Source organism: Clostridium sp. (genome assembly GCF_021372645.1).
Classification (GTDB): Bacteria; Bacillota; Clostridia; order Clostridiales; family Clostridiaceae; genus Clostridium.
Genome location: NZ_JAJFUC010000015.1, coordinates 39,961 through 53,724 on the forward strand (window position 1 = coordinate 39,961; position 13,764 = coordinate 53,724).

A 13,764-nucleotide genomic window follows, 5' to 3' on the forward strand; every position below is an offset into this window, starting at 1 on the left:
TCAAATAAATAAGAGGGGTATATCCCCTCATTATTTACCTAATTTTTTAATACTTTTATTTATCGCAGAACAAACATAATCTGCTCCTTTTTTATCACCTGTAAGTGATGCAATATTTAAATTTACAACATATGAATTACTTATTGAATTATCTCCAGCACCTTCAAAAGCAGGTATTAAATTATTAAAACTAAAACTAGGAATGCTTAATCTAAGATTTTCTAATAATATATCCTTCTTATTTTTTAACATTTCAACTACATCTGGAAGATAATCTTTAAGTTTTAACATTGCACTTGTTTGTTTATCATTTAAAACTAATTCTTTTTTATGAAGATATGCTAATCCTTCATTATTACCGGTTCCACCACCAGTATCAAATCCAACTGTAGTAGAGGTACTATTAGAAGTATTAGGAGTAGGAGTATAACCATATTGACTTAAAAATTCACTAAACGAAACAGGATTAATTTCCATATTACCTAATGATTCAAAAGTTGATTTAATTTTATTAACATAGGTCGTAGTATCAGAATCAAAATTAGTAAGATTAGTAATAGTATCTTGATACCAAGCATCAGTTAATTGGTCATAGGTTAAAGTTCCATCTTGTAAAGCAGTTATAATAGTATTCCATTTTTCGTTCTCAGCATCTTGTGCAATAGTTAATGCTTCTTTTGCTAAATTAATATCATTACTAAAACTATCTTTTTGTTCTTCAAGATTTTGCTTTCTTAATTCACGATTCCTTTGTAATTGAAAATCTGCAATTTCCTCATCTTTTCCTTTTAATTGTTCAGTTAATTCCGTTCTTTTTGTATTAGCAGAAGCAGAATTATCGCCAATTAACTTATTTAATTCATCTTGAATTTCATTACGTTCTTTTTGCTTAAAAAGTAAATCTTTATTATAATCTTCTAATTGTTCTTCTTTATCCAATAAATCAAGTTTTTGCTCAATAAGTTCATTATTCTTTTCTAATTCTTTGTCTAAATATTCTGATTGTTCATCATAATATTTTTCTGAAACATCTCTTAATTTTTCAATATTATCTATGATTTCGTTATATCCTAATTCTTTCATGGAATTATTTAAGTCATAGACACTTGAAACTGCATCTTCTAATGTTTCTTTTAATTCTACAACTTGTTCTGTTGTTAAACCTAAAGAATCAGCGTTAGCAATTTGAGATTTTAAAGAATAAATCTTAACCATAGTTGTTGATATTTGTTGTTGAATATTATTGATTTTACCTGCAACATCTTTTTCATCAATTAAAGAACCTACAAAATCTATATCGTCTAGTTTATCATCAAATACTTCTAATGATTGTAAAATAACATCAAATTTTGTATTTATGATTGTTTGATTTAATTGATTTAAATTTTCATCTACATCTTCAATTTGTTCATTGTAGTCATTTATTTTGTCATTTAGAATTGTCCATTCAGTAGAACCAACTTGATAAATATCTCTTTCAGCAATAGCAATGTTTTTTAAATTAGTTAATGCATCTTTTTGATCTTTGGTAGTGCCTAATAGTTGTTCTGTTAAATTGAATTTTTCTTGTAAATCTGTATCTGACAACATATTAAGTTGATGCTGAATATCATCTTCCAAAGCAACACTATCATTTAATCCATTATTTTGCTTTTCAAGAGCATCAAACTCATAATCAAACTTATCTTTCAAAACTGACTTTAACTTTTTCTCAGCAGACATTAATGAATTGGTTGCTTCTATAGCTTTTTTTGATGCTTCTGCTATCATATTTGCGGTAACTTTTACTGTATTGTTTTCTTCGTCAATATAATAACTACCTTCAGACATATTAGCAATAGCAGAATATTTATTGACCGCATTACGTTGAGTGGTTATATTTGAATTTACTTGCCCAAGTAATTTATCATAGAGTCCATTAACATCTTGTGAAACTTCTGGAATATTAGCAGGTGCAGATATATTTGCTTCATTATTAGAATTATTTGAATTAGAACTATTTGAACTAGTATAATGTTTATCAATTTCTTGCTGGTTTGGTTCACTACTACCAATATATTTACCTGTGTCTGCCCAATAATATTCAATTGGAGTAGGTTCATCATAATAACCGTATTCTTCTTGAATCCAAAACCATGCCCAATCTTCTGCTTGTGCCTGTTGATAATATTCTTCCCATAAAGGAGAACCTTTACGATAACTACGATTTTTTAATATATCTTCTGTTTCATCAGCAGGAATTACTTGAGTATCTTTAGGCAAATCAACTAACTTAGCACCTTTTTCTTTATGAATATATGGTTCTTTTCCTGGTTCAATAATTAATTCATTATCTTTACCATCATCAATTATAGCTAATCCACCAGGATGACCTTTAGTGCCTTTAGCATAGTATTTATTAAATTTATCTACAGAATCTATATATATTGTACCTTGACTACTTGTAGGGGTTAAACGTACTCTATAATATCCTGTTCCTTGCCAACCACCTGATTTATCCCAAGGAGATTCCCATGTACCTAAACTAGAAGAAGTATTATTATTTTGATTATTAGAAGTATTAGAAGTATTATTATTAACATTAGGAATACTAGGAGTTAAACCGTTTAAAGTAGATATTTTCCCTTGCACTACATTAATAATCTTATCCCAATTAGTTCCATAAGTATCAATTAAATCTGTAAAATAACTTTGAGTATTAGTTAAATTATCAGTAAATGAATCAATTGCTTTACCAGTAATATCATCATATCCATCATTATTAATATCAACTGTTTTTTGAGTATTTTTGTCTGTTTCTTTAATACGTCTTTCTTCTAATTGTTGAAGTTGTTTTTCTAACTCTTTAAGTTTTGCTATTGTTTCTTCTGAAGCATTTTTAGTTTTAGCAAAATCTGAAAGGGTAGTATCAAAAATATGGACTCCATTTATTTGTGCTACCATATTTAAGAAATTATTGAAAAAATCTGTCATTGATTTAGTTTGCTCATCAAACATTGCTCTGGTTTCATCAATCATTTCTTGTTGGTAATTCTTTTGTGCTTCTATTGAATCTTGATAGAATTGGTTTTGCACATCAATTCCTGCTTGTGATAGATTCTCAATATCTTCATTTTCAGTATTATCAACAACTTCTGTTGCATAATTAAAAGTCAAATCTACTCCAGTTGGAATACCATCTTGCATCATTTCAATTAGATGTTCAGTTACATCTATTTGATTTGAAAGGGAATCAGTAATTTTATCAAAATTACTTTTTATTTTTGCAAGTTGTAATTGTCCTAATTCTTTCGCATATGAAATAGTTTCTTTCTTAGCAGAGAATAAAGCACTTGTGGTACTTTTAATTGACTGTGCTAATGCTTGTTCTTGAGTTGAATTTTCAGGAACAGTAGATTGAAGTTTAGATAATTCAGATTGTAATTGAGAAACTAAGTCTTTATTTGCATTCATTGCTTGTGTTGTTAAATTTATTTTTCCTTCATAATCTGTATCTGAAAGTAAATCCATATTAGATTTAATATTAGATACCATATTACTATATGGTTCAATTGATTTATCAAGCATATCGAGATTATTTTGAAAAAGTTTATTTTCATATTCTTTTTGGGCTTGTTGATTTTGTTGAATTGCTTTAGTTAAATCCCAATACTTAGAGATTAAGGTTTGCATACGTTCAATTGTATTATTATATTCTGTTGTACCGACCTGTTGAGTAGATAGTTCTTGTTTCCGCAAATTTATTTCGTCAGTAATTGCAGATTGTTCTTGTTGTTGTAGAGAGATGATTGAAGATAATGTTGTTCCGTATTCTTTTGAAGTATCGTTGTATTTTGAGAGTGTGTTTTCTGATTGTGTTATTAGGGAGTTGATGGATTCGTATTGTTGATCGTAAGAACTGGTTTTACTGGTTTTAATTTCAGTTAAAAGTTCATCAATATTCTCTTGCCAACCCATCCATGACGAACCTAAATCATTTATTTTATCAGTGTATTTATCAAAATCTTCTGTGCCTTCAGCAAAAGCAGAACGTAAAGACCGCAACCTATCTGCTTCAGAATGTGCCAAATCTTGCTGATTTTTATGAATTTGGATTTGTTTTTCAAGTTCTGAACGATATTGTTCTGATGATTCAGTTAGTTTAGATTGTAAGTATTCTGATTGTTTTAGTTGCTGGTTTAGAATTTCTATGGAATTGGCATATTTATCTGTCTCGTAAGTGTTCTCTTTGGTTGATGATGATGATGGGGATGAACCACCCAAGGGATTGGTGTCACCAATATTATTATTACTATTACTATGAGAAAGCAAAGATTCATACGCTGAACCTATTTGTTCTAATGCACCTTTAGTATTTGGATGTGACTTTTTCCATCCTTCTGTAAATAATCTTTCATCTGCTGGATTGCCACCACCAGCTATCCAATCTGCCTTAGATTTTTCTCTAGCAACAGTATCAAATGCTTGTAGGGCAGTTGCCATATCTTTTATACCAAGTATTACTTTTCCAAATCCAACTAGAATACTAGCTACTTGCATATTAATACTAATTCCTAAATTAGCAAATGCTTGAATCATACTTGAAGCTGAATCCCAAGACTGACCCTTTAAATCTTTTAAAGCCCTTTGAAATTTAAATATAGCAAGTTTTGCAGATTCGGTAGGAGCTATCATTTGTAATAAACTATCTGCTACTTGCTCATTACCATCTACTGCTTTTAATAAATTAATTCTTAATTCATCATATGCCTTACTTAAATCTTCAATATTACCGTTTTCTTTAAAATCTTTTAAAGCTTCAGAATATTTATTAATTTTCTCTACATCAATTTTATCTAAAAAAGTTAAAAGATTGGCATTAGGATTTATCTTTTTTAATTCATTAAATACTACAATGAGATTACTTTTCAAACCATTACTTAATGAATTAAATTTTTCTTGTGTATTTAATAATGATAAATTAAGAGCATCATTTTTTTGTGTTAACTTTAGTAATTCTTCCCTTGCAGTTTTTATATTATCAATATATTCTTCAATTTCAGCATCAAAATTTGTATCTCCACCTTGAGATTTTTTGTATCCAATAGATTGATTAAGTTTCTTTTCTAAATCAATGATTTCTTGTTTTTTCTTTTTTATATCATCTGAATATTGATCACTTTTACCACTATACGTTTCTTTAATCTTTTGGTTATCTAATTCCAATTGCTGTTTTTTAAGATTAATATATTCCTGTATTTGTTGACTATTATTTATAATAGCATTACCTTCATTATCATAGGCAACACCTAATTCCTTACAAGAATTCCCAATTTGATTTTGAATATTAATAAGTTTTTGCTTTTCTTCTATTGTTTTACTATATTTAGAATTTAAAATATCGTATTGTTTTGCTAAATCTTCTAAATTTTTTACTTCATTTTTATTAGTATTAAATGTTGTAATAGATTTTTCAAAAGTTTCTTGTGCTTCTTTTGCTTTATCCTTTGCTTTAATAAATAATTCAACTAATAAACCCAATCCAATTATTACTGCTGTAGGTAAAAATGTTGCAAGAGATACTTTTAAAGCAGTAAAAGATGCTCTTAATGCCGTAGTTTCAAATGCTAACGTAGATTCTCCCAAAGCTAATAATTTGAATGAATTTAATAAACCACCAATAACCGATATAAGACTCCCTACCCCTGCTGTTCCAGCTAAAGATTTAAATCCAATTCTTAAAATTCCTAAAGTAGTTGAAATCAAACCAGCCTGGATTAAAAATGAACCCATTGAACTATTAACTAATTTATCTAATATTTCCATTAAAGTATTAAACGCATCTATTGCTGATTTTAGTGTATCTGAACTTAATGCATTTTGCCAAAATCCTTCAATAGAAGTTTTCGCACGATCCATTTTTGCAGCAGTAGATTCTTGATAAATGCCAAATTTTTGTTCTGCTGTACCTGCTGAATTTAGGGCATTCTCGTAATTTTTAAGAGAATCATTATAATTATTCAGTAAGGTAAGACCTCTGTTTCGCTGGTACGTACCGAACATGGTTGTAGCAATATATGCCTTCTCATTCTTACTAAGGGTCTGAAATTTATCTCTTCCAAGTTCATCTACCACATCGGCGAAATCACGCAACTGTCCTTTAGAATCTGTTGCCTTAATTCCAATATCTGATAATGCTTTAGTAACCTGATTTAGATTAGTGGAATCTTCATCATTAAATCCGGTCTTTTTTATAGATTCATATCGGCTAATTACACTGTTTCCATCTGTTACTTTTATGACCTATTTAAAATAGGCGGAGAAGGTTCTTCTTTAGAATGTCTGGTTACATTCGACCTTCTCTCTCTCCTTTATAAAAATGACAATATAGGAGATGAGCAGACTATCGCACCACCATAATAAAATGGTGTTTTCTCATTTAGTCGTTCAGCGTGAATTTTGAATAAATATTAATAGTGTGTGGTGAACACTATATTTGTACTATATTATAATTTAAATCCCTATGATCAGATTTAAATCCAAATTGTCTTTGATATTCATGTTGGCATTGTTGATTGCAAAAAAATCTTATATTTTTATTATATTTACTTTTTGGCACTTCTATTTCTTCATTACAGTTATTACATTTAACCTTAATTTTAGTAACTCTACCTTTTATGGCACACTCTTTGCTACAATAATGATGATTCTGTTTATTATAACGAGAAATTAACATTTCTTTTTCATTTCCACAATATTCACAATTATAAGTAATCCACTTATCTTGTTGTTTATGAGACATTTTTTCTTTAACTGAAATATCTATAATTTCTTTCAAATTATTAATATCCCAATCCATATAAGGAATTTCAATTTTATTACTTACTTTTAATTGTTTATTAAAAACATAATTAAATGAATGATAATTATCTAATATACCATTATTATTTATATAATTTAATATTAAGTTTTTACATAATTGTGGGTTATTTACTATATCTTTTTCCCATAAATATAATATTTCTATATTATAATTGTTTAATAAATATGTATGCTTAATTTTATCCATTTTTATTCTTTTAACTTGCATATCATAATTTATATTTTTATAAATCCTATGATCACAATGCCAATATGTCCCCATAACTTCAATTATTAAATTATAATCTTCTAAATAATTATCAACTGCAAAATAAGTAAAACCTTTTTCATTTATATATTTTATTTTTAATTCATCTAATAGATTATTTATTAAAACTTGTATATATGTATTAGTATCCCAAACTTTATTTTCTAAATTTTTTACAGCATTTTTTCTTGATCTTTCTTTCCATTCAGGTGATTGAGATAATACATTGCTATAATAATCTTGCCTACATTTATCAGAACAAAATTTAGCAGTATTAATTTTATGTGGACTAACTTCAAATAGAGTGCCACACCATTGACAAATTAATGTTCTATCTTCTTTTGAGATATTATGATTATATCCATTAGCATTCTCTCCTGATAGATACAATGATTGCCATATTCCTTGGCATTGAATAGAACACATTTTTTGAGTACTAGATTTTAGACATTCAAAATCTTTTCCACAAATTTCACATTGTCTGATTTCCCATTTTTCTTTATGCTTAAATTCTAACTCACATTCTAAAGAACAAAAAGTATTATTATATCTTGATTGTTTTCTTCGTGTATAACTTTTGCCACAATTTGAACAAATTACTTCTTCTTGTTTGGGGTTTTCTTTATAATGTTTATCTTTACATTCTAAACAACAATATTTTTGGTCTGGAACATTATCATAAACATCAAATTCATTACCACAATATATACAGTTCTTTTTCCCAATAATCTTATGATAATTTATACCTTTTTTATATGAATTAGAACATTGTTTACTACAACAATGAGCCTTTTGTGATAATAATTGATATGGATGCATTAAAAACTCTGTGTTACAATAATCGCAATTATATTTTAATTGAGTTTTGTTTTGTCCACGTAATTTTAAATAATTAACAACCACATCACATAAATCAAATAAATCTCTATTTAGATTATTTGCAATTTCATTTAATAATAATTTATCAATTAAAATATAATGAATTATTTGTTTATATTCTCCTATAAACCAACCATCTTTTATATTAATATTATTATGTCTTTTAAACCAATTACAAACATTACAAATACTATCATAATGCCCACTACCCTTAGAATTAAATTCAGTAATTTGCTTTTCTTCTCCGCATATTTTACAAACTTTAGTTTCTAAATTCCCCATTTTTAATTACCTCCTTAGTAATTTTCCACAAATAAAAATAGAAAGCAGATGAATAGGAATTTCACTCTTCGGGAGCTACCCTAGCTTTCTAAATCAAAATTAACTTGTATTCGGTTTTTATTTATTCAAAATTCTTCGCCCTTGTCATCCTTGCCATAGGACTTCCAAGTTATCTGTAATTATCACCACAATAATTACAACCATTAGAGAAAATTTTCTATAGTAGTTTATGTATTATGCCACTAAAGCCCCAAAATCTAGGGAACGTCCAATTGTACTAGCCGATTCTCTTGTAATACTGGAAATTGTAGCTATCCATGATGCACTTTTTTCTAAAGAAACATTTGAATTATCTGCTGCACTTGCTACACGTTGTAAAGCTTCACCAATTTCATCAGCACCAGAAGCTGTAGTATCTCCTAAGAGTGCAAAAATATCTATAATCTTTTGTGTACTTTCACCTGTCGCATTCGCCGTACTTGTGATAATTCGGTTACTATCCTCAAGACTAATTGAACTTATTTTGGCATATTCAACTATGCCCTTCATTCTTTCTTCTACTTGTGTATCATTTAAACCTTGCCGATATAGATCAGCCGCCGTTTGAGTCAATTCTTTAGTAGTCACATTCATTTCCTTACCCAATTTATTATAGGATAAGGCTAAATCATTTACTTCTTGTTGAGTTTTATTTGTAACAATACGCACTTCATTTAATGCGTTATCCATTTCAGAGATATAAGAAACCGCAGACTTTATGGCTCTAAGGGGTGAGTATACAGCAGACGCCGCTAAAGCCCAAATTCCTAATTTGAAAACATCTTTACCAAATGTTGTAAATAACCCATCTGCTTCTTTTGCAGTATATGTTGCTTCTCGTCTAAGTTGACGCATACCAGCAGTTGAACTAGCAATTTCTAAATCTAATTGTTTTGTTGCTCTTTTTAATTCATCTATAGTTTTATAATCATTAGAATTTAGACTATTGGCACTAGCAATTATAGAAGTCATGCCCTTAGAATCGTAAGACTTCCCATAAGTAGTCATTAGATTTTTATTTTTTATAGCAATTTCTTGCTGGTATAAAGCTATTTGCTCTCTAATGAGAGTGTTTTGCCTTCCTTCTTCTGCCGTTTCTCTTTCTAATTGAGCATAATACTGTTTCATTTGTTGAATTGCTGTATTAGTTGAAGTCATAGAATCTAAAGTTTCTTTTCTACGTTCCATCCAATACCTAGATTCTACTTGTTGTCTTTTCTCTTCAGTTTTAGCAAGATTTGCAGATTCTTTTTCTAAGTTTTTATAGTAATTTGACATCTGAACCAAAGTATCGGGTTTACCAACCATAGAATCTAAAGTTTCTTTTCTTCTTTGTGTCCAATACTTTGATTGCTCTGCATTTATTTTTGCTAATTGATCTCTTTGTTTTTTATAATTATTTGTTACATTTTCTGAATCAAGAACTAATTCTTTAGTTACTTTATTTACTTTCTCAATAATTTGAACTTGTTGTCCCATTGTATTACTTGTATTTGTAACAACTTTTTGAAGTTCTCTTGAACCATCTTCTAGTATTTTAAATTGAGATTTTACTTTATCTACATCTGTTTTTATTTCAAGTGGTTTTAATTTCTTTTCAATTTCTTTTATATCAGTTTCTATTTGTGTACGACTTGACTTTTCAAGTATCGCCTTAATGATAATATTAAGTGAGTCCATTTAATAACCTCTCCTTTCTCTCTAAATTGGCATGAAAAAAGAGAGGTTATTAAATTAAACCTCTCTTGATTGATTTATTTAATTGTTAATTATTAAATAATAAAATTTATTTCTTAAACTTTAATGACTGTTCAAAAACTTGAATAACTTCTTTAAATCCTTCCCATTTACTATCTTCAATACCTATTGTTGCTCTATAAAAAGTATCATTAATTTGATAGATATATCTTTTATTATGGGTTATTGGATTATTATTAATATAATACTCTGTATAATAACATTGTTGATTTAAATATCCTTGATTAATAATTTTAGTATCATACATACCTGATAATTTTATAGTTTTAACTACATTTTGTAATTTAGTTTCTGAAGTATTTAATTTACTTATATATATAAAATTTAATCCATCTTCTGGATTAACTAATCCAATAACTAAATTAGGTGAAGTTATTTCTTTATCTTCAATCCAATTTTTCGGATAGTCGAAAGTTAAAAATGGGGTATTATAAGTAGTTACAGGGAAGGAAGGAACTATTTTTTGTTTTGGTTGTGTTTGTTTTTGATTAGTTTGTTCTACCACTGGTGAAACCTGAGTATTGATTTTTGCTTTTTCATTACAACCCACAAACAAACTTAATATCCCACTCAATATAAAAGCAACCAAAATATAACTAAAATATCTTTTTTCTATTTTAGTTAATTTATCCATAAAATCAACTCCTTTATATAAATAATATATTAAATGTATATTATTTACAATAAGAATGATGATTATTTATAATAATAAATATAAAAAGATTTCTTACAGTAAAAGGTTTTTATAATCATTCGCATCTAAATATTTAAAACATGCATCTTCCAATTTTTTGAAATCAAAACTTCTTTGAGAAATAAAATTATCAGGATACTTATATTTCATATTGTAGATTTTAAATGCATTTTTTTGAAGAGGTAATTTATTAATAATATTTAACTCAATTCTCAACAAATCAATATATTTACTCTTTTCTTCTTCATATTTAAATAATCTATAATTTTCAATACTTTTATATCTCAAATCAGCCATTAAAGAGTTATGAATAGGAAACATGTAGTTAAGATTAATAACTGCTAATAATCTTCCATCATTAGGATGATAAATTTTATAAAAATCAATATTTTTCTTCAATTCATAATGTCTTTTTTGAGGATGTGAAATTTGAGTTATATAAATCAAATCATTAATCTCAAATAAAGGACTGAAAAAAGGTTTATATTTATCATCACCATAATTTGAATAAGGTATTCTTGACTCATAATTATCTCTTAAATAATTAAGATAAAACTCATTTACTATTTTCCATGTTATTTTCATTTAATTCTCCAAATAATAAAATGGACTAATATTTAACCAGTCCATTTTATTAATACGATTTTGATAGGATTCGTAACCTCTATTAATACAGTATTTGGTAGGAACTGCAACCTCTATTAATACGATTTTGATAGGATTCGTAACCTCTTATACATATTATGCCATTCAATGTAATTAAATGTCAAGAGATATAAACTGTTTGTATTTGGATTTGAAACTAATATTATAATATCAAACAAACATATAAATGTCAATAAAAAATAAAGAAATTATATTATTAATTTAACAACCAAAAACATAATAGAAGTTATTTCCAAATACCATACATAATGTTATAATTATAAATATAAACAATATAATTAACAATTATAAAAAAACAATTTTAAAGGAGGTATCCCATGAAATTAAGAAAACTCACAATAACCATTATTTTAACCCTTTTATTCTGTCTATCTCTAACTACTATTGTATCAGCTCAAGATATTGTAATAGATGGCAAAACCTTTTCTAATGCTCCAATACAAACATTAAACAATAGAACCTATCTTCCTGCCCAATATATATCACAAATGCTTGAGATTCAAAACAATTATGTATATGTAAATAATGATTATATTGGCATAAAACGAGGTGATAATTCTATTCTAATGAAAATAGGTAGCACCATATATTTAAGAAATGAAAAAGAAGCTACTATGGATGTCACTCCTATAAGGATTAATAATCAAATTTTGTTGCCTGTTAAATATGCATTTGATGCTTTTGGATATAATATTGGTTGGGATAGTAAAACTAATAGTATTGTTATAAATAGTGTGGGGAGTAATATATCAACGACTACTCCAACAAATATACCAAATACTTTAACTCAATTAATTAGCGCACCTACAAACCTTCCATCTGATAATAGAACAACTTTTTATTATAATACAAATTCAGCAGATGGAGTAAAATTAACTTGGGTAGCAGATAATTTATCTGGGAAAACTATTAATTATTATACATTAAAAGTTAGTACTTACAATGCAGTAGGAGACCCTTCATATGATGAATTAAATAGCAAATGCAAATTTAATATTAAATATGTAGGGCCAGTATCTCCTGGAGAACAATTATGTTGTAATAATTTATTTACTTATCAAGGAGTAGTTCGCAAAATTGTAATTGATGAAATATTTATAGAATTTATGGATGGTACAACTGCCACACAAAATTATGGATATTCAACAGATCAATATAGACCTTATTAAAAATGATTTAAAGTAAATATGTATTTAATAGGAAATAGAGAGTAATTATTGGTTACTCTCTATTTATTTATAAAAATGTTATATGGATAATAAGTGGGGAAGGGGGAATTATTTAATAAATTGAGGGATTTGTGTTGTTATTAAACTCCATATTTATCTTTATTCTCTTGAACTTTTTTCTTGTCTTCGCGAGTGTAAAATTTTTTTGTCACATCGAGACCACTGTGATTCAATAAGGTTGAAATTTCCTCCAATGGTGCGCCATTTATAAGCATCAACTGGCTCCCACTATGACGAAAATCATGGGCATGCATCGTAGGAACACCTATTAATTCGCCAACTCGTTTTGCCCATTGTTGCATAGTTCCCTTGGCAACCTTATTAAAAGCATTATCGTAACGTGTAATAAATACCCATCCACTATCATCAATTTGATTATCTTCTCTATACTGTTTTAGTTTCAGAAGTAAATCTTTTACCTCTTGACTAAAATATAAAGTTACAATTTTGCCTTCTTTTTCTAGGACTTCGTTAACTGTTCTTTCATCAAAATCAATTTGATCCCATCTAGTATTTGATACAGCATTTACTCTTGCCATAGTAGAAAGAGAAAAATTAGCATAAGTTTGTAATTGTAAATCACCATTTTCTATTAGTTTTTGTTTCATTAAATCCACTTGTTCTTTAGTTAAAAAAGTTTGAGTAATTATATCAGTATCTTTCTTTGGTCTTTCAAAAAATTCAAGTGGGTTCTCAGTGATTAATTTCTTGCGTCTTAAAAATTTATAAAATGCAGATATAGATGATATTCTACGTTTCATTCTTCTTGAATTATTGCCTTGCGTTTTACAAAAATAAAGAAATTCTACAATATCATCTTCTGTTAATTTTAAAATTGATTTGTTATCTTGATTATCATAGATAAAAATGAACCAATGGGAAAGATCATTGTCATACCCCTCAATGGTTTTTTGGCTAAGTTCCCGTATTGTCATATCAACTTTATATTTATCATATAATTTTAGAGTTTCTGGATTTATATTTTTAAGTTTTTCAGGGTCATGAAATTTAATTTTTTTACTTATTTCTGCTATTGTAATCACATCCTTAAAAATCTACATAATAAAGTAGGGCAGGGATATATAAAAACAAATCCCACTACCCTTAAA

Annotated in this window: 7 protein-coding genes; 1 reads left to right on the top strand and 6 read right to left on the bottom strand. The window is 27.6% G+C overall.

The window, feature by feature from the left end:
• Positions 1-30: 30 nt before the first annotated feature.
• From LLF98_RS02055 to LLF98_RS02075, 5 genes are all read right to left on the bottom strand, one after another.
• The gene (locus LLF98_RS02055) at positions 31-6,132 is read right to left on the bottom strand and encodes a hypothetical protein (RefSeq protein ID WP_291700349.1); all 6,102 of its coding nucleotides are present in this window, start codon (positions 6,130-6,132) and stop codon (positions 31-33) included.
• A gap of 337 nt (positions 6,133-6,469) precedes the next feature.
• Positions 6,470-8,269: a hypothetical protein gene (locus LLF98_RS02060; protein WP_291700351.1), complete on the bottom strand. Its 1,800-nt coding sequence runs from the start codon at positions 8,267-8,269 to the stop codon at positions 6,470-6,472.
• A 234-nt stretch (positions 8,270-8,503) separates the two neighbouring features.
• A complete protein-coding gene (locus LLF98_RS02065) occupies positions 8,504-9,988 on the bottom strand; it encodes a phage tail tape measure protein (protein WP_291700353.1) in 1,485 nt (494 codons plus the stop codon).
• 106 nt (positions 9,989-10,094) lie between these two features.
• Positions 10,095-10,700 (bottom strand): hypothetical protein, encoded by a 606-nt coding sequence (locus tag LLF98_RS02070; protein ID WP_291700355.1) that lies wholly within the window; start codon positions 10,698-10,700, stop codon positions 10,095-10,097.
• Between the two features lie 93 nt (positions 10,701-10,793).
• On the bottom strand, positions 10,794-11,345 hold the full coding sequence (locus LLF98_RS02075) for a type III toxin-antitoxin system ToxN/AbiQ family toxin (protein WP_291700357.1): 552 nt from the start codon (positions 11,343-11,345) through the stop codon (positions 10,794-10,796).
• A 398-nt stretch (positions 11,346-11,743) separates the two neighbouring features.
• Between LLF98_RS02075 and LLF98_RS02080 the strand changes: the two genes are divergently transcribed.
• The gene (locus LLF98_RS02080; protein WP_291700359.1) at positions 11,744-12,595 is read left to right on the top strand and encodes a copper amine oxidase N-terminal domain-containing protein; all 852 of its coding nucleotides are present in this window, start codon (positions 11,744-11,746) and stop codon (positions 12,593-12,595) included.
• Between the two features lie 140 nt (positions 12,596-12,735).
• Here the strand turns inward: LLF98_RS02080 and LLF98_RS02085 are convergent, their stop codons facing one another.
• Entirely contained in the window at positions 12,736-13,698 is a 963-nt protein-coding gene (locus tag LLF98_RS02085; protein WP_291700362.1) for a tyrosine-type recombinase/integrase, read from the bottom strand.
• Positions 13,699-13,764 lie beyond the last annotated feature (66 nt).

Excerpts from the sequence above, each read along its gene's own strand:
- LLF98_RS02060 (WP_291700351.1), bottom strand. The coding sequence starts at position 8,269 with ATGGGGAATTTAGAAACTAAAGTTTGTAAAATATGCGGAGAAGAAAAG.
- LLF98_RS02065 (WP_291700353.1), bottom strand. The coding sequence starts at position 9,988 with ATGGACTCACTTAATATTATCATTAAGGCGATACTTGAAAAGTCAAGT.
- LLF98_RS02070 (WP_291700355.1), bottom strand. The coding sequence starts at position 10,700 with ATGGATAAATTAACTAAAATAGAAAAAAGATATTTTAGTTATATTTTG.
- LLF98_RS02075 (WP_291700357.1), bottom strand. The coding sequence starts at position 11,345 with ATGAAAATAACATGGAAAATAGTAAATGAGTTTTATCTTAATTATTTA.
- LLF98_RS02080 (WP_291700359.1), top strand. The coding sequence starts at position 11,744 with ATGAAATTAAGAAAACTCACAATAACCATTATTTTAACCCTTTTATTC.